Raw genomic sequence first — 17612 nt, 5'->3', positions numbered from 1 at the left:
CGGAGCATCGAGCACCCCGGTTCCGTTCCTCCGGGCGCGGCCCCAGCCGCTTCCCCGAGGCTCACCGGGCTCGGCGGCCTATCCGCACCACCCACGGAGGCCGAACGCCTCGGCGCCTGCGACGTGGCGCCCGTCCCTGCCGCCCGGGCTTCGGGGCGCACGGAGATTCCGTTTCTTGCCCCCCTCGACGGAGACGCCGACGTCGCGATCCGGGCGCGGATGACCTCCGTCGCCGTCGCCGGAGGGCGGACGCTGTTCGAGGAGGGGGACGAGGCCGACGCCCTCTACACGCTCGTGAGCGGCGCGGTCGGCCTCTCGATCCGCGACCCGCGCGACGGCAGCGTGCGCCGCCTCATCCGACTCGCCCCTCCGGATACCGTGGGCGAACTCGCCCTGCTCACCGGCGAGCCGCGCTCGGTCACGGCAACGGCCCTGCGCGATACGCACCTCCTGCGGCTCTCCCGCGCGTCGTTCGAGGATCTGATCGCCGCCCATCCCGGGACGCTGCTCTATTTCGCCCGGATCCTGGCCGCGCGGCTGCGCACCGCCCATACGGGCGTGACCCTGAGCCATGCGCCGCGGAGCTTCGCCGTCCTGGCGGTGACCGAGGGCCTCAAGGCGACGGCCTTCGGCGAGCGGCTGGCGCAGGCCCTCGATGCCGCGCTGCCGGGGCGGACCGGCTGCCTCTCCGAATGGCCCCCCGAGGCCGACGAGGCGTGGTTCCACCGCTACGAGCAAACGCACGACCGCACGGTCTTCGTCGCCCACCAGATCGACTGCCCCTGGTGCCGGCTCTGCCTGCGCCACGCCGACCACGTCCTGTTGCTGGCCGAGCCAGGCGCGCCGCCACGGCCCGGCGCCGCGGACTATCTCGCTTCGATCCGCTCCGACTGGATCCGCATGGACCTCGCCGTGGCGCAGCCCGCCGAGGCGCGCCTGCCGCGCCCTCTGCATCCCGACGTCGCCGCGCTGCCCTTCTCCCTGCGGCTCCAGGTTCGCGAGAACCACGGTGGCGACTTCGCCCGGCTTGCCCGGATCGCGTCCGGCCATGCCCGCGCCCTCGTCCTCGGCGGCGGCGGCGCCCGCGGCCTCGCCCATCTCGGCGTTCTGCGGGCGCTCGGCGAGGCCGGGCTCGACATCGATCTCGTCGGCGGCACCAGCATGGGCTCGATCCTGGCCGCCAGCGTCGCCCTTGACTGGAGCCTCGACGCGATCGAGACCCACACGGTGGCTTCCTTCGTCGGACGCAACCCCCTCGACGACTACACCCTGCCGTTCCACGCCCTGACGCGCGGGGCCAAGGTGGATGCGGGGTTGGCCGAGCGGTTCGGCGATGCCCGCGTCGAGGATCTCTGGCGCCCGTTCTTCTGCGTGTCCTCGAACCTCACGACCGGCACCGCAATGGTCCACTGGGCGGGCCCCCTCGACCGGGCGATCCGCGCCAGCATCGCCATTCCCGGCCTGCTGCCCCCGGTGGCGAGTGCGGACGGCATCCTCGTGGACGGCGGCATGATGAACAACCTGCCTGCCGACGTGATGGCCGATCTCGACCGCGGGCCGGTTCTCGCCGTGGATGTCGGCAGCGACGCCGCCTTCCAGGTCATGCCGCGGCAGGGCCGGAGCGCGCAGGCGTTCCGGCGCCTCCTCGGCATCTCGGACCAGCTCCCCGGCATCGCGCACCTGCTCCTGCGCTCCGCGATGGTGTCGAGCGACGCCCAGACCATGGCGGCCGTCACCCGGGCTGCGGTCCTGCTCAAGCCCTCCTTGGCCGGGGTCGATCTGCGGGCGTGGTCGAGCTTCGAGACGACGGCCGAACTCGGCTATCGCTGCGCCCGGGAAGCGCTGGAGTCGGGCCGCCTGGGAGCCTGGACATGAGCCGCTCCGATGTTCGGGCAGGCGCAGATCCCGACCGACCGGTCATCCGCACATCTCTTCGGAGCCCCTGAATGCGTGTCGTGGTCGATCTCAACCGCTGCCAGAGCTACGCGCAGTGCTGCTACGCCGCCCCTGAGCATTTCGAGGTGCGCGGTCACGAGATCCTGTTCTACGATCCGGCGCCGCCCGAGGCGAAGAGGTCGCAGGTCGAGCGGGCGCAGCAGGCCTGCCCCGTCCGGGCCATCGCGATCGAGCCCGCCGGACTCGCCGAGGGTGACGAGCCGTGACGGACGGGCAGCGACCGGGCATCGTCGTGGTAGGCGCCTCCCTCGCCGGCCTGCGGGGCGCGGAGGCGTTGCGGGACGGCGGCTATGACGGCCCTCTGACCCTGGTCGGGGACGAGCCGCACCGGCCCTACGACCGGCCGCCTCTGTCCAAGCACGTCCTGGCGGGCGAGCTTCACCCCGACGCGACCGCACTTCCGCAACTCACCCGTCTGCGCGCGCAGTGGCGGCTCGGCCTGCCGGCCGTCGCCCTGGACCGGGACCGCCGGGTGGTGCGCCTCGCCGACGGCGCGACGCTTCCCTACGAGACGCTCCTGATCGCCACCGGCGCCAGGGCGCGGCCATGGCCCGGAGAAGGCGCCGATCTCGCCGGGATCTTCACGATCCGGACCCTGGAGGATGCCCGCTCCCTGCGGAGCGCGCTGGCGCTGCGGCCGAGCCGCGTCCTCATCGTCGGCGCCGGCCTGATCGGCTGCGAGGCCGCCTCCTGCTGCCGCGATCTCGGCCTGGCGGTGACGCTCGTCGATCCCAACCCGACGCCGCTCGCCCGCCTCCTCGGGACGGTGATCGGGGCCACACTCGCCGGGCGGATGCGGGCTTCCGGAGTGGACCTCCGCCCGAACGTCAAGGTGGTGGCCTTCTCCGGCGAGGATGGACAAGTCCGCCGCGCCCACTTGGCGGGTGGCGCGGACATCGCGACGGATCTCGTCATCGTCGCCCTCGGCGCGACGCGCGACACGGGTTGGCTCGCCGCGGCCGCCCTCGTCGCCGACCCGGGAGGCCTGACCTGCGACGCGGCCTGCCGCGCCCTGACCACGACGGGGGAGCCCGATCCCGCCATCTACGCGGCCGGCGATGTCGCGCGCTGGCCGAACCCACTCACCGGCGGCCGCTTGGTGACCGTCGAGCATTGGGGCAACGCGGTGGACCAGGCCCGGCACGCGGCGGCGAACATGCTTGCTCCGCCCACGGGCCAGGTCGAATACCAGCACGTGCCTTCCTTCTGGTCGAGCCAGTTCGGTCTCAACATCAAGCTCGCCGGCCTGACCGAGGGGGCGGAGGCGCTCGCGATCGTCCAGGGATCGCGGGCCTCGCACCGGTTCCTCGCCGTCTATGGCCGGGCCGGGCGAACCGTCGCGGCCCTCTCCTTCGATCAGGCACGCTGGCTTCCCGCCTATGCCGAGGCCGTGGCTGACGGGGCGGCCTTCCCGCCGATCCTCGGCGCCACCGACCAGCCGCGGATCGAGACCCTGGAGCCCGGCTTTCCCAGCCCGCGGCGATCCTCCGGCCGATCGGTTACGGCTCTGGAGACGGCCCATGCCTGACGAGACGCTGTTCGCGCAGGTTCTCGATCCGAGAAACAGGGCGAACCCCTATCCCCTCTACGCGCGCTTGCGCGAGACGCCCGTGTCCCGGCAGGCGGACGGCAGCTACGTCGTCAGCACCCATGCCGCGCTGAAGAGCCTGATTTTCGATCCCCGGCTGAGCTCGGAAGACCTGCCGCCCTCGCGGCGACCCAGAACGGGCAACCCTCTGAAGGACTGGATCCTCAACCCGATCCGGAATCGGGTGGTCAACGGCCATCGCCCGCTGATCTTCCGCGATCCGCCCGACCACGACACCCTGCGCGGTTTCGTGATGAAGGAGTTCACGATCGCCCGGGTGCGGGAATCTCACGCCAAGGTTGCGAAGCTCGTGGATGCCCTGATCGACAAGTGCCACGGCCGCGACACTGTCTGCTTGGTGGAGGACCTGTCCTATCCGCTGCCGGTGGCCGTCATCTGCGAGCTGCTCGGCGTGCCCGAGGCCGATGAGGCGCAATTCCACGTCTGGGCGATCCGCCTCGCGACGGCCCTGGAGCCCGACGTGCGCCACGACGAGGCGGGGCGGCGGGAGATCGCCGCAACCTTCGACGCGATCTCCGACTACATGCGTCGGCTGATCCGCGAGAAGCGCCGCCATCCGGCCGACGACATGCTCAGCGGGCTCGCCGCCCACGGTGGCCGGGGCAGCGCGGCCATGGGCGACATAGACCTGATCTCGACGGCGATCCTGCTCCTCGTCGCGGGTCACGAGACGACGGTGAATCTCATCACCAACAGCATGCTCACACTGCTCAGGCATCCGGAGGAGCTGCGAAAGCTGAAGGCCGACCCCGAGCGGGCACCCCGCGTGATCGAGGAGATGCTGCGCTACGAGCCCCCCGTCCATTTCCGCACCCGCAAGGCGCTCGGCGCCATCGCGGTGGCGGGAACGACGATCCCGCCGGGATCGTCGGTGGTGCTGCTCTTTGCGGCCGGAAACCGCGACCCGGCGCGGTTCGAGCAACCGGACCGGTTCGATCCGGACCGGACGGACAACCAGCATTTCGGGTTCGGCGGTGGCCTCCATTACTGCGTGGGCGCGCCCCTCGCGCGGATCGAGGCCGAGATCGCCCTTGTCACGCTCTGCCGGCGCCTCATCGCACCGAGGCTCCTGGACGACCCGCCGCCTTACCGACCGGGCGCTTCCCTCCGCGGTCCACAGCACCTCGGCATCGCCATAGCGGGGATCGCGTGATCCTACAGGCGCGAACGGTTATGAGACGATGGCGAGAGCCAAGCGCGGTCGTCTTGCGGAGCGGGGTACGTCAGCTCTGGACTTGCGTCGGTCTGGATGCTGCTCGTCGTTACGTCTGGATCGAGGAGCCGGGAGCGGTCCTCCTTCATCTGCGCGCCGAACCAGCCGGCGATGGACGACTTCAGCGACGCGGTGTCTCCCCCGCAGGATAAGACACCGGAGCCGGGGGGCCCGATCGTCAGGACGGGATGGCGCGGGTGATCGGCAGTGCGGTGAGGCGCCCGGGCCTCAGGAGCAGTGCTACGAGGCCTGTCCAGCCCGTCTGATGCATCGCGCCGAGCCCTGCGCCGGTATCGCCGTGGAAGTACTCGTGAAACGGGATGCAGTCGCACACATGCGGATCGTCGGCGAGAGCGCCATAGGAGGCGAGCACCGGCCGGCGTCCATCTGGCCCGCGCAGGAATAGCCTGCAGAGGCGCTCGCTCAACTCGTCGGCGATCTCGGGCAGGCTGAGATAACGGCCGGAGCCGGTCGGGCACTCGAAGCGGGTGTCGTCGCCATAGAACGTCCCGAAGCGGTCGAGCGCCTCGATGAGGAGGATGTTAATCGGCATCCAGACCGGACCGCGCCAATTCGAGTTGCCCCCGAACGTGGCGGTCGTCGATTCCGCTGGTTCGTAGTCGACGGAGTAGCGGGCACCGCTCCAATCGAGAACGAACGGGTGCTCGGCATGCGCCTTCGACAGAGAGCGAATACCGTGGTCGGAGAAGAGCTCGGTCTCGTCGAGCATCCGCGCCAGAAGCGCCTTCATGCGGTGCCGGCGCAGCAGCGAGAGCAGCATCCGGTCGCCGCCCGGGCCGGGCGGCGGTCCCTCACCCTCGCCTTGGCTCCAGTGCGAGACCAAGGCGGCGAGGTCGGGACGGTTACGCAGCATCCACTCGGCCCGGCGCGCGAAGCCGGGGAATCGGTCGCGCAAGGAAATGTCGAGCACCTCGACGGCGCAAAGCGGGATCAACCCGACCAGCGAGCGGACGCGCAACGGCAGCATCTTGCCGTCGGGCAGGTTCAGCACGTCGTAGAAGAATTCATCCGCCTCATCCCAGAGGCCGACCCCGCTGCCGCCGATGTCGGTCATCGCCTCGGCAATGTAGAGGAAGTGCTCGAAGAACTTGGTCGCGATGTCCTCGTAGACCGGGTCCTCGGCGGCCAGTTCAAGGGCGATCCGCATCAGGTTGAGCGTGTACATCGCCATCCAGGCGGTGCCGTCGGCCTGGTCGATGGTGCCGCCGGTGGGCAGCGGCGCCGAGCGGTCGAAGATGCCGATGTTATCCAGTCCGAGGAAGCCGCCCTGGAAGACGTTGCGCCCGTCCGCGTCCTTCCGGTTCACCCACCAGGTGAAGTTCAGCATCAGCTTGTGGAACACCCGCTCCAGGAATGTCCGGTCGGGTCGCCCGGTGAGCGCGGCGTCCATCTGGTAGACGCGCAACGCCGCCCAGGCATGAACCGGCGGGTTCACGTCGCCGAAGGCCCACTCGTAGGCCGGCAGCTGGCCGTTGGGGTGCATGTACCACTCGCGCGTCAGCAGCACGAGTTGGCCCTTGGCGAATTCTGGGTCAATCAGCGCGAAGGTCACGCAGTGGAAGGCGAGGTCCCAGGCCGCGTACCAGGGGTATTCCCAGGTGTCGGGCATCGAGACGATGTCGGCGTTGTTGAGGTGCGCCCACTCGCTGTCGCGTCCGTGTCGCCGCTCCGCTGGGGGCTCCGGCTGCGTCGGATCGCCCATCAGCCAGCGGCGCACGTCGAAGTGGTAGAATTGCTTCGACCAGAGCATGCCGGCCAGGGCCTGGCGCTGGACGAGGCGTGCGTCGGGGTCCGTCATGTCGCGTTGAAGGGCGGCGTAGAAGGCGTCGGCCTCCGCGACCCGACGCGCGAACACCGCCTCGAAACCCGCGTCGTCGAGACCCGGCGCGTCGGCCGGGGACAACCGGTAGCGCAAGACGATCGTCTCGCCGGCCATCAGCGTGTGGCGGCTCAGCGCCGCGCACTTGGTGCCCTCGTGGAGCGGGTTCACCCGCGTGCGGGTTCCCGCCACCACATCGTCGTTGATCGCGTCCTTGGGGTGGTACGATCCGCTCACGCCGAACAGGCGAGCAGTGTTGGTCTCGTTCTCGCAGAACAGGAACTCGGCCGGCTGTAGGGCCCTGAACAGCCGACAGGGACCCGCGGCGCGGGTCGCCTCGACGCTTGGCCCCTCGACGAGCCGGAGGAGCGGCCGCTTCGGATCCTCGCGCCACGACCACGTGTTGCGCGACCACAGATGGGGCAGGACGTGGATTTCGGCCGCTTCCGGCCCGCGATTGACGACCGAGACCCGCATCAGCACGTCGTCGGGGGCGGCCTTGGCGTACTCGACCGTGACGTCGAAGCAGCGGTTCTCCGCCAGTACACCGGTGTCGGCGAGCTCGTACTCGGGCATGTCGCGGCCCTTGCGCCGTCGGTTCTCGGCCACGAGCTCGGCGTAGGGAAACGCCGCGTGCGGGTACCTGTAGAGCATCCGCATGTACGAGTGCGTCGGCGTGCCGTCGAGGAGCCAGTAGAGTTCCTTCATGTCTTCGCCGTGGTTGCCCTCCTCGTTGGTCAAGCCGAACATCCGCTCCTTGAGGATTGGGTCCCGCCCGTTCCAGAGGGCCAGCGCGAGACACCAGAGCTGCTTGTCGTCGCTGAACCCGGCGATGCCGTCCTCGCCCCAGCGGTAGGCCCGCGAGCGCGCGTGATCATGGGGCAGGTAGTCCCAGGCGGTGCCGTCCCGGCTGTAATCCTCGCGGACCGTCCCCCATTGCCGCTCGGCGAGATACGGTCCCCAGCGGTGCCACCCGTCCGCGGCACAGGCCCGAAGACGGCGTCCTTCCTCGGTCTCGAACAGGTGGGATGCGTTCGGGCCCTCAGGCATTGCGGTCTCCCTCAGAACGCTTTGAGGCCGAGCATCCGGCGCAGGCGGATATATTCGCCAAGCGACCAGGCCTGGAACGGGCAGCCGCCGGGTCGATAGGGCGCATCGCCGTCGGCGACTTCGCTGACATGACCGAGGCCGGCCTCGCCGAGGTGCTGCTCCAGCGGCGGCAGAAAGCGAGCCCGCCCCTCCGTCAGGGCCGCCTCGCTGCGGCCGCGGACCGAGAGCCACGCGTCGACGAAGGGACCGAGCAGCCAGGGCCAGACCGTGCCCTGGTGGTACGCACCGTCTCGCGTCCGCGCGTCGCCCCCGTAATGACCGGCATAGGCGGGATCGTCCGGCGACAGGGTGCGCAGGCCGAGCGGCGTCAGAAGCCTGTGCTCGACCGCATCGACGACGGATTTGGCGAGCTCCCCAGTCAGGAGCGGAAACGGGAGACCGCCGACGCAGAAGATCTGGTTCGGACGCACCGCCGCATCGTGCGTGCCGGGGACGTGGTCGACATCGACGACGTCGAATAAGCCACCCACCGGGTTTGGAAATTTCTGCGCGAAGCTCGCTCGCGCCGCGGTCTCGGCCTCGGAGAAGCGCGGCTCCCACAGCGTCGCCGCGATGTGGAGGGCGTTGATCCAGAGGGCCTGGATCTCGACCGGCTTGCCGATACGGGGCGTGACCACCCAATCGCCGACCTTGGCGTCCATCCACGTGAGTTGCCATCCGGGCTGACCGGCCGCGATCAGACCATCCGCATCGGCCCGGATGCCGAAACGGGTACCGGCAGCGTAGCCATCGAGGATCGCGAGGCAGGCTGTACGCAGAGCTGGCTCGGACTGGACGGAGCGCCCAACCAGCCTGCAGGCTGCCAAGAAGTCGTACACGCTGACCACGTACCAGAGCGAGGCGTCGACGGAATTGTATTCCGGTACCTCGCCGGAATCCGGGAAACGGTTGGGCATCATGCCCTCGCTGACGACGCCCGCCCAGGCTCTGAGGATGCTCTCCGCGGTGTCGAGTTCGCCGGTCGCCAGCAGCAGGCCGCGCAGCGCGATGAAGGTGTCACGCCCCCAATCCGTAAACCAGGGGAAGCCTGCCACCAGGGTACTGCCCCGTCCTCGATCAACCCGGTAGCTCAGGGCACTTCGGCGAAGATCCGGACCGGCCCGCGTCGCGCGCGCCGCGGCGATCATCCGGTCAGCCAAGGCTCGGACGCGGACCGGCCCGCTCTCGCCAGCGCGTAGCAGCATCAGCCCGGGCTCGGGCCCCGCGAGATCGAAGCGAAAGCTGCCGGGCGCGGCGAGATCCTCGACGCAGTCGAGTCCCCGCGCCCGCTCCGCCGCGTAGAGGAACTGGCGATACCAGTCCGGTTCATGTCGATAGGTGCCCGTGGTCAGGGCGGAGATCGCCGGTCGATCCGGATAGGGATGCCACGTGACGCAGGTTCCGGTCTCCGCGCCGCCGATTTGTGGCTTGAAGTCGAAAGCGGGATTTGCGGTTTGCAGGCTGTGATAGTCCCGTCCCGAGAGCAGCGGGACGACGACGAGCGTGCAAGGACCAGCGCCTGAGATCCGCCGCCATCGCAGCAGCGTGTCGCAGGCATCGGGATCAACCAAGATCTCCTGGGTGATCTCGGTGCCATCCGGCAGGCCGAATGTCCATGACGGCCAGGGCTCGTGAGTGAAGCTCGTAATTCGCTCAAAACCGCGCGGATGGATCACGTCCGGCAGGTAGCGCTGGGCGCTGAGATCGGTGTGTCCGGCCGCGGTCTCGATCCAGGCCTCGATGCCGTTGACGAGCACCGTCCGCCCGGTCGGCGGATTCGCCGCCGTGAGCAGGAGCGCGTGGTAGCGGCGTGTCCGGACGCCCGAAACGGTGCCCGAGGCGAAACCGCCGAGCCCGTCGGCCTCCAGCCACTCGAACGCCTCGCCCGGCAGGGGTATCGCGTCAGGCATCCCGGTGTCCCGCTCCGTCCGCGCGGCATCCGGCGTGCGCAGCCGCACGCGGATCCGGCCTCCTGCAGGCACTCAGGATCATGGCGCGATCGACGCGCCGCGGAGAACCTCGATGTTCGATCCAGCCCGCGCCCTTCCTCCGATCGTCGGCGCGATCGCGGCCTTCTTCAGCCTGATGGTCGTCGCCTTCGTCTGAACGCTTCCCGCTCCAAACCACGTAGGGACAAAGATCATGACCCGCCCCGCTTTCGCCGCCATCGCTCTCATCACCTTCGCTGCGTTCCCGGTCAGTGCCGCGCCGGTCGACCATTTGCCGGCCGCGGTCGGCTCGGCATCGACGATGCCACAGGCGCTGTTCCGCCAAGTGACGTCGAACGGTACGACGAAGCCGGGGGGCTCGGCCCTCGACGGGCGCAGTGGGACCACCGCGGCGCTCGACCGGAAGAGTCGCGCTCTGCACAACCTGATCGCGACCTCGATCTGTACCGGTTGCTGACCGGCGCTCACCGCGATGCCTCCCGCAGGGCCGCCACGAGTTCGTCCTCGCGGGCGGCGTCGAGGGGCGGAGGCGGGAGCCGGCCGAGAGCGTCGCGCGTGAGCGCGATCTGCCGCACGAAACGCCGGCAATTCCTGCAGGTCGCGAGATGAAGCCGGATGCGCCATCGAACGCGTCCGGACACCTCCGCGTCCACGAACGCGCCTGCCTGCTCCGCCGCCTCTCGACACCGCATCCGATCATCCTCGCCCGTTCCGCTCGTCACGCTCGCGCCGCGTCGCGGGTCAACGCCTCGAACACCCGTCGGATCTTCAGCCTCGCTCGATCGAGCAGCACGCGCTGACGCGCCTCGCCGAGGCCGAGCAACTCCTCCGTCTCGCGCGGGCCGAAACCCTCGATGTCGCGATGCCGGATCACGGCGGCCTCGTCCGGCGGCAGAGCGGCGATGGCCGCCTCGACCGCTTGCCAGACCTGCCGCCCCGCGAGCCCGCGCTCCAAGTCGATCTCGCTCCAGTGCCAGGGCGCCTCACGCCAGTGGCCGTCGGCGAGGAAGGCATCGGCGTCGAAACCGGATCCCTCGTCCTCGTCATGCCGTGGCGTGAGTTCCGCGAAGGTCGCGGTGCGCCTGGCGGAGACCGAGGCCTTGCGCGCGATGTTCAGGACGATCCCGGTCAGCCACGTGCGCAGCGACGAGCGCGCCTCGAATCCCGCGATGTTGCGCATCACCGCGATCCAGGCCTCCTGCACCGCCTCCTCCGCCGCCTCCCGCGTCAGGTGTGCGCCACGGGCGATCGCCACGAGCCGCACGTGATAGCGCCGCACGAGGATCCGGAAAGCGGCCTCCTCGCCGAGCCGAAGCCGCGGAAGCAGCAGGTCGTCGCTCGGTTCCAGATCGGCCGTCATCACCGGATCAGCCTGGCGCATCACGGGTCAACCTGATGTCGACCTCGCGCTCGACGAAGGTCCACTCGCGGGTAGCGCGTAGCGCTGCGACGAGCGCCTCGAAGGCTACCTCGTGCTCCGGCGGGAACTCGAACCACGTCAGGAAATCGAACGGCTCGCCGAGGTCACGACTGTGGTGGAGTCGCCGTGCGATCGCCGGCAGGTAGCCGAGGCCGATGCTCGTGTGGTGCGAGGTTTCCTCGAAGATCGCCCGGCGCTCGTCCTGAGCCAGCTCCCACCAGCGCGCCGACTTCCTGATCGGGATCAGGGCGGCCCGCGTCGCCGAAGGTCGATCGAGAGGTGGCTGCACGGCGCGTAGCCGCTGCGCCTCGTTGCTGGTTGTATAGCGCAGATTGCTCACCACCCCGCGCAAGCGCCAGATCGTGCCGGTCGAAGGACCGGTCCGCTGTCCCATGTTGCCGATCGGAAGGCTGACGGAAAGGCGGGTTGCGCTGGGCAGACGCTCCCCAAGCGGCGACTCCGCGCGCGTCACCCGCCAAGGGCCTGCATCGCCACCCGCGAACTCGATCAGGTCGATCATTCCGCCATCCTCTCGGTAAAGGCCGCTTCGCTTGCAAGGCTCGCCGCGTTACACAGTCGAAGGCAGTCAACATCTTCCCCGCCCTGAAGGACGAGGATTTTCGGAGACCGTGAGATCTCGTGCAGTTGACGCTTCATAGGGCCGCTGATGCAAACCCTCCACGTTGAGCAAAGGTGTGTTCCATCTCCGACGAATATCAAACGCCGCGTTCGTGTCGGCAAGAACGTGGCGAGAAGGATAGGTCGGAGAAGGTTTCATTTGTCGAGGCACCATTTCTATCGGGTGGGCCAGATCCTGTGTTTCGTGCCGATCCGCAGCGGCGATGATCGGGCCCTTGCCTGCGGCGAGGCGGGCAGTGTACGCGGCGCGTCGTCTGGGACTGCGCCCTCGACCGGGACTTGTCACCCGGCCGAGTGGGCTGCTTGAGGGGGTGAAACAGCCGGGAGACCGATAGGAGCACCTGATGCATTCCACACCGCAATCCGGATAGCCAAGAAACTCGTGGGCTCGTCACCCGGTGCAACGCCGGATGGGACGCACCGGGCCGTACGCGCCCATGAAGGGAGCGCATCAGGTCATGGCTTATCGGATCGGCTAAGGTCCGCGCGCTCGCTCCGCCCGTCGACGCAGACTTCGACCACCGCGATCCTGGTCCCGTTCCGTAGGATCGACGGTGGAAGGTTCGCGAAGACGCCGGCGTCGAAAGATCGGTCGACGACCCGCTCATCGGCCTTCCGCGGATACGTCCTCGCGAATCGGCCATCGGCATGGTCCCCGACCGTGCACACGACGAGGACCGCCGCAAACGCGTGGATCCGCGAGTCGGGCACTTGTACGACATCCCGACTCTCGTCGCTCATTCAAACGACCGATGATCGACCAGTTGCGGAAACTTTCCCTTCGAGCCGAGGTAAGGCCAAGCCCTTCGAACGCTCTCAACCGGCGCCAGAGATCCGTGCGTCCTGCAGAAATTCTCTTCTCAGGTAGTCGATGGCTGCCCGCACCTTGAGCGGAACGAACCGGCGCGACGGGTAGACGGCCTGCATCGGCAACGGCATCGGCCGGTGAGCGGGGAGGATGATCTTCACCCGTCCCGTCTCGATCTCGTCGCGGAACGCCCAGATCGGCACGACGCCGATGCCGAGGCCCGCGATGACGCCCTCGCGCACCCCTTCCGAATTGTTGACCCGGAAACGACCCGCGACGTCGACTGAGACGGGTCCATCCGGGCTCGTGAACGACCAGCGGTGGCCGGCGACGAGACGCGTGTAGACGATGCAGTCATGGGCGGCGAGGTCGCCCGGGCACGTGGGTTCGCCGCATTTCGCGAGATAGGCCGGGGCGGCGACCGTGACGCGCCGCGTGATCCCGATCCGTTTCGCGACGAGGCCCGGATCGGTGATCTCGCCGACCCGGATCGCGAGGTCGATCGCCTCCTCGACCAGGTCGGAGAAGGCGTCGTTCATGATGAGATCGACGCGGATGTCCGGGTAGCGCTCCGCGAACAGCGCAAGGCGCGGCACGACGTGCAGACGCCCGAACACGACCGGCACGGTGAGTCGCAGCGTTCCGGACGGCCGGCCCTTGCGCCTGCCGACCGCGGCTTCGGCCTCGGCCAGCGTCTCGAGCGACCGCAGGGCGTGTTCGTAGAAGACGCGACCGTCCTCCGTCACGGCGAGCGCGCGGGTCGTGCGGGTGATGAGCCGCGTGCCGAGATGCTGTTCCAGCGAAGCCACTTGCCGGCTGATCGTCGGCTGGGTGGTACAGAGCTCGGCCGCCACGGCGGTGAAGCTGCCGGCCTCCACGACCCGCACGTAGGTCCGCATGGCCGTGATCAGGTCGTTCATCCATACCGTCCCCGTATCGTCCGGAGCTCCGACACCCCGTAGCCGACCGCGGCGGACCGGTCACCGATGACTGCCGATCGAGGCGGTGGATTCCGGCGGGCGACGACGCCCGCGAGACCGACGCATCCTTCGGCACGCGCCGCTCGCTCGCGCCGCCACGGTCCCCGTCGCCACGGTCCCCGTCGCCACGAGCGCCCAGGATCTTCCAGCACGTACTCATACAGGTCGCGTATAGATCCTATTCCCGCGTCACCTCTTCTCACGACTCCCGGTTGTCCGCACGCTGGTTGCAAAGGGGAGACCCTCATGACTCCGGATGCACGGCACCATACGGCCCAGGTCAACGGCATCCGGATGCACTACCTCGACGCGGGTGCGGGCCCGGCCGTGCTGCTTCTGCACGGCTATCCGGAGACGCATTTCGCGCGGCGCCATCAGTGGCCCGTCCTGGCCGAGCGGTATCGAATCATCGCTCCGGATCTGCGCGGCTATGGCGCGACCGACAAGCCCGATACGGGATACGACAAGCGGTCGATGGCGGGAGACGTCCGGGCCCTGATGGCGCATTGCGGCATCGGGCGTGCCGCCCTCGTCGGTCACGACCGCGGCGCCCGTGTCGCGACACGGTTCGCCAAGGACTACCCGGAGGCCATCGACCGCCTCGTCGTGATCGACAACATACCGACGCGCGTGGTCTTCCAGGCCACGGACGCGCGGCTCGCCAAGCTCTATTGGTTCTTCTACTTCCAGCAGGTGCCGCATCTTCCGGAGGCGCTGGTCGCAGGGCGCGAGGAGATGTTCCTGCGGCACTTCTTCGATAGCTGGTCCTACGCGCCGGGTGCGATCGGCGAGGAGGCGGTGGCGGAGTACGTCCGCGCCTATTCTCGGCCCGGCGCCTTCCGCGGCGCCTTCGCGGACTACCGGGCAGGACCGGTCGACCTCGCGCAGGACGAGGCCGACGCCGACCGGCTGATCGCGTGCCCGACCCTCGCGATCTGGGGCGCCGACTTCGACCTCGTGGGCCGGACCTTCGACGTCCTGGCCGTGTGGCAGGGCATGGCCGGAGACGTGCGCGGCGTCGCCATTCCGCAATGCGGGCACCTGCCTCCAGAGGAGCGGCCCGACCGCGTCAACGCGGAACTCCTTGCCATTCTCGAGCCGTGGCGGGGCTGACCATGACAAGGCGGAAGGTCGTCGTCACCGACCACGTATTCCCGAACCTGGAGCCCGAACGCGCAATCCTCGACGGCTTGGCCGATCTGGTCGTCGCGCCGTCCACGGACCCGCAAGCTCTGCTGGAGGTCTGCCGCGATGCCGACGCTCTGCTGAACTGCTACGCGAGGCTTCCGCCGACCCTCGTCCAGCAACTGGAGCGCTGCGCGATCATCGCGCGCTACGGCATCGGCGTGGACACGATCCCGCTGCCCACGACGCGGGACAAGGGCATCCGGGTGACCAATGTCCCGGACTACTGCATCGAAGAAGTCGCCGATCACACCCTGGCGCTGATGCTGGCGCTCGCCCGCGGGCTGGTCCGCGGGATCGACCAGACCCGCGCGGGCGTGTGGAACGTGGCCGCCGTCGCGCCTCTCCACCGCCTCCGCGGACGCACGCTCGTCCTGCTCGGGTTCGGGCGCATCGCGCGCGCCCTGGGCCTGGACATCCTCGTGTGCGACCCGTTCGTCCCTCAGGACCCGATCGCGGGGCTGGGGGCCCGCCGCGTCGAACGCGACGAGGCCTGGGAGGCGGCCGACATCCTCTCGCTCCACGTGCCGCTGGAGGCCGAGACGCACCACGTCGTCAACGCCGAGAGCTTGGCGCGGCTGAAGCCCGGGGCCCTCCTCGTCAACACCTCCCGCGGCGGCCTCGTCGACCTTCCCGCAGTGTGCGCGGCGCTGGCATCGGGGCGATTAGGCGGCGCCGCGCTTGATGTCCTCGAGACCGAGCCGCCGACGGCGGAGACTTGGATCGGGACCGTTCCCAACCTCATCGTGACGCCGCACCTCGCCTTCTACTCGGAGGAATCGCTGGTCGATCTCCAGAGGCGCACCGCCGAGGAGGTGGCCCCGGCGCTGCGCGGCGAGCCAGCCCTCAATCCCGTCCACTGATCGCAGGAAGGCACCGTCATGGACCTGACCATCCACACCCCCGGGACCGCGCCCGAGCGGTCGAAGCCGATCGCGGCCGACTCGCTCGAGCGCTACGGCTTCCTGCCGAACCTGCACGGGATCATGGCCGAGTCGCCGGTTATGTACGAAATCTATCGGCAGACCGGCGCGACCTTTGCCAGGCGCACCCTGTCCGTGCTCGAACGCCAGATCGTCCTGCGGGCGATCGACTACGAGAACGAGTGCCATCACTGCATGGCGGTGCACTCGCCGATCGCCACGCGCGAGAGGATTCCCGGGGCAATCCTGTCCGCGCTGCGCCACGGCGACCCGCTGGCCGACCCGAAGCTCGAGACGCTGCGCAGCTTCGCCGCCGCCATGACCCGGACTCGCGGCCAAGTCGGGCAGGCCGAGCTCGATCGCTTCGAAGCGGCGGGCTACACGCGGGAGAACCTGATCGAGGCGATCGTCGCCATCGGGTACGAGGTGCTCGGCAACGACATCGATCACGTCGCGGCCACGCCCCTCGACGCGGCGTTCGAGGCCTACGCGTGGAGCAAGCCCGAACCCGTCCAGCAGGCCGACGCGGCCTGAATGGCGCGGTGGAACGGGTCCGATGGCGCTGAAGCTCTACGATCTCGCGGCGGCCGACGAGCGCGTCCGGTTCAGTCCGTTCGTCTGGCGCGTGCGTCTGGCGCTTGCGCACAAGGGCCTCTCGGCTGACACGGTGCCGTGGCGCTTCACCGACAAGGCGACCATCGCCTTCTCGGGCCAGGATCGCGTTCCCGTCCTAGTGGACGAAGGCGCGGTGATCGTCGATTCCTGGTCGATCGCCTGTCATCTCGACGCCAAGTATCCCGACCGGCCGTCCCTGCTGGGTCCGCGCGAGGCCCGAGCCGGGATCGTGTTCGTCAGGAACTGGTGCGACGGGGTCGTGATTCCCGGGATCGGGCGCCAGATCGTGCTGGACGTCTGGACCATCCTGCACGAGCGCGACCAAGAATACTTCAGGCGCACGCGGGAGGCGCGGTTCGGGGCGACGCTCGAGGCGGTCGCGGCGGGCGCCGATCAGGCCCTGCCCGCCTTCCGGGCCTCCCTCGAGCCGCTCCGCGCGACCATCCGGTCGCAACCCTTCCTGGGGGGCGAGCGCCCGAACTTTGCCGACTACATCGTATTCGCCGCGTTCCAGTGGGCTCGATGCTCGTCGCCGCGCGGACTCCTGGCGGCGGACGACCCGGTCGCGGCCTGGCGCGACCGGTCGCTCGCCCTCTTCGACGGCCTGGCTGCGAGGGCGGCTCGCGCCCACCTCTCCAACGAAGGATCGGATTCTCCGCCATGATCGACGTGCATTTCTGGACGACCCCGAACGGCTACAAGATCCTGCTGGCGCTGGAGGAGGCTGGAGCGGCCTACCGGATCGTGCCGGTCAACATCAGCGAGGGCCGGCAGTTCGAACCCGACTTTCTGCGCATCTCCCCGAACGGCCGCATGCCGGCCATCGTCGATCACGCGCCGGCCGACGGCGGCGAGCCCGTTCCGGTCTTCGAGTCCGGCGCGATCCTGATCTACCTCGCCGAGAAGCTCGGCGGCCTGATGCCCGACGACCGGCGCAGCCGCAAGACCACGCTGGAATGGCTGATGTGGCAGATGGGCGGGCTCGGCCCCATGCTCGGCCAGAATCACCATTTCAGCCACTACGCGCCCGAGCGCATTCCCTATGCGATAGAACGCTACGTCAAGGAGACGTCGCGCCTCTACGGGGTCCTCGACGAGCGATTGGCCGATCGCCCCTTCATCGTAGGCGACGCATACGGCATCGCCGACATGGCGGCCTACCCGTGATGCCTGCTGTGGGAACGGCAGGGTCAGCGGATCGAGGAGTACCCGAACGTCCGCCGTTGGCTCGATGCCCTGGCGGTGCGCCCCTCCGTGCAGCGCGCCTACGCGGCCGGTAAGGCCGTCAACTCGACTCCGACCGTCACCGAGGAGTCGAAGGCCATCCTGTTCGGCCAGGGACGCCGCGGCGGCTGAGCGCCGCGACCACGCTTCCGAAGCCCGAGC

15 protein-coding genes and 1 pseudogene are annotated in these 17612 nt (G+C 69.2%); 10 read left to right on the top strand and 6 right to left on the bottom strand.

Annotated elements, in window-relative coordinates; genetic code table 11:
* Window positions 1-219: 219 nt before the first annotated feature.
* The 4 genes from ME121_RS04730 (at window position 220) to ME121_RS04715 (ending at window position 4718) form a co-directional block, all read left to right on the top strand.
* Window positions 220-1875 carry a patatin-like phospholipase family protein gene (locus tag ME121_RS04730; RefSeq protein WP_210274612.1) on the top strand — a complete coding sequence of 552 codons (1656 nt, stop codon included), beginning with the start codon at window positions 220-222 and terminating at the stop codon, window positions 1873-1875.
* A 71-nt stretch (window positions 1876-1946) separates the two neighbouring features.
* Window positions 1947-2162 carry a ferredoxin gene (locus tag ME121_RS04725; protein ID WP_043378346.1) on the top strand — a complete coding sequence of 72 codons (216 nt, stop codon included), beginning with the start codon at window positions 1947-1949 and terminating at the stop codon, window positions 2160-2162.
* Window positions 2159-3484, top strand: a complete 1326-nt coding sequence (locus tag ME121_RS04720; RefSeq protein ID WP_043378349.1) for an NAD(P)/FAD-dependent oxidoreductase — start codon at window positions 2159-2161, stop codon at window positions 3482-3484. The genes ME121_RS04725 and ME121_RS04720 overlap by 4 nt, the downstream gene beginning before the upstream one ends.
* Window positions 3477-4718: a cytochrome P450 gene (locus tag ME121_RS04715; RefSeq protein ID WP_043378352.1), complete on the top strand. Its 1242-nt coding sequence runs from the start codon at window positions 3477-3479 to the stop codon at window positions 4716-4718. Before ME121_RS04720 ends, ME121_RS04715 begins: the two co-directional genes overlap by 8 nt.
* A gap of 238 nt (window positions 4719-4956) precedes the next feature.
* Here the strand turns inward: ME121_RS04715 and ME121_RS04710 are convergent, their stop codons facing one another.
* Together ME121_RS04710 and ME121_RS04705 are read right to left on the bottom strand one after the other, a co-directional pair.
* Entirely contained in the window at window positions 4957-7668 is a 2712-nt protein-coding gene (locus tag ME121_RS04710) for an MGH1-like glycoside hydrolase domain-containing protein (RefSeq protein ID WP_043378355.1), read from the bottom strand.
* Window positions 7669-7679: 11 nt separating this feature from the next.
* Window positions 7680-9617 carry an amylo-alpha-1,6-glucosidase gene (locus tag ME121_RS04705; protein ID WP_051975920.1) on the bottom strand — a complete coding sequence of 646 codons (1938 nt, stop codon included), beginning with the start codon at window positions 9615-9617 and terminating at the stop codon, window positions 7680-7682.
* Window positions 9618-9849: 232 nt separating this feature from the next.
* On the opposite strand from ME121_RS04705, the gene ME121_RS04700 reads away from it, so the two are divergent.
* A complete protein-coding gene (locus ME121_RS04700) occupies window positions 9850-10113 on the top strand; it encodes a hypothetical protein (protein ID WP_043378358.1) in 264 nt (87 codons plus the stop codon).
* Window positions 10114-10120: 7 nt separating this feature from the next.
* Here ME121_RS04700 and ME121_RS04695 read toward each other — a convergent pair whose 3' ends face one another.
* From ME121_RS04695 to ME121_RS04675, 4 genes are all read right to left on the bottom strand, one after another.
* Window positions 10121-10348, bottom strand: a complete 228-nt coding sequence (locus tag ME121_RS04695; protein WP_043378361.1) for a zf-HC2 domain-containing protein — start codon at window positions 10346-10348, stop codon at window positions 10121-10123.
* A gap of 26 nt (window positions 10349-10374) precedes the next feature.
* Window positions 10375-11016 (bottom strand): sigma-70 family RNA polymerase sigma factor, encoded by a 642-nt coding sequence (locus ME121_RS04690; protein WP_043378920.1) that lies wholly within the window; start codon window positions 11014-11016, stop codon window positions 10375-10377.
* A 7-nt stretch (window positions 11017-11023) separates the two neighbouring features.
* Window positions 11024-11596 carry a chlorite dismutase family protein gene (locus ME121_RS04685; protein WP_043378364.1) on the bottom strand — a complete coding sequence of 191 codons (573 nt, stop codon included), beginning with the start codon at window positions 11594-11596 and terminating at the stop codon, window positions 11024-11026.
* 935 nt (window positions 11597-12531) lie between these two features.
* Window positions 12532-13443, bottom strand: a complete 912-nt coding sequence (locus ME121_RS04675) for a LysR family transcriptional regulator (protein WP_043378370.1) — start codon at window positions 13441-13443, stop codon at window positions 12532-12534.
* Window positions 13444-13749: 306 nt separating this feature from the next.
* Here ME121_RS04675 and ME121_RS04670 point away from each other — a divergent pair, with 306 nt between their 5' ends.
* From ME121_RS04670 to ME121_RS04650, 5 genes and pseudogenes are all read left to right on the top strand, one after another.
* Window positions 13750-14616: an alpha/beta fold hydrolase gene (locus ME121_RS04670; protein WP_043378372.1), complete on the top strand. Its 867-nt coding sequence runs from the start codon at window positions 13750-13752 to the stop codon at window positions 14614-14616.
* Window positions 14617-14618: 2 nt separating this feature from the next.
* Window positions 14619-15551, top strand: a complete 933-nt coding sequence (locus tag ME121_RS04665) for a C-terminal binding protein (protein ID WP_043378923.1) — start codon at window positions 14619-14621, stop codon at window positions 15549-15551.
* Between the two features lie 18 nt (window positions 15552-15569).
* Entirely contained in the window at window positions 15570-16145 is a 576-nt protein-coding gene (locus ME121_RS04660; RefSeq protein ID WP_043378376.1) for a carboxymuconolactone decarboxylase family protein, read from the top strand.
* Window positions 16146-16167: 22 nt separating this feature from the next.
* Window positions 16168-16890 carry a glutathione S-transferase family protein gene (locus ME121_RS04655; RefSeq protein ID WP_051975893.1) on the top strand — a complete coding sequence of 241 codons (723 nt, stop codon included), beginning with the start codon at window positions 16168-16170 and terminating at the stop codon, window positions 16888-16890.
* A pseudogene (locus ME121_RS04650) lies at window positions 16887-17582 on the top strand (glutathione binding-like protein). Before ME121_RS04655 ends, ME121_RS04650 begins: the two are co-directional and overlap by 4 nt.
* Window positions 17583-17612: the final 30 nt, after the last annotated feature.

The sequence above is a fragment of the Methylobacterium sp. ME121 genome, from assembly GCF_000974725.1.
Taxonomy (GTDB): domain Bacteria; phylum Pseudomonadota; class Alphaproteobacteria; order Rhizobiales; family Beijerinckiaceae; genus Methylobacterium; species Methylobacterium radiotolerans.
This window is presented reverse-complemented; position numbering and strand designations above follow the sequence as displayed.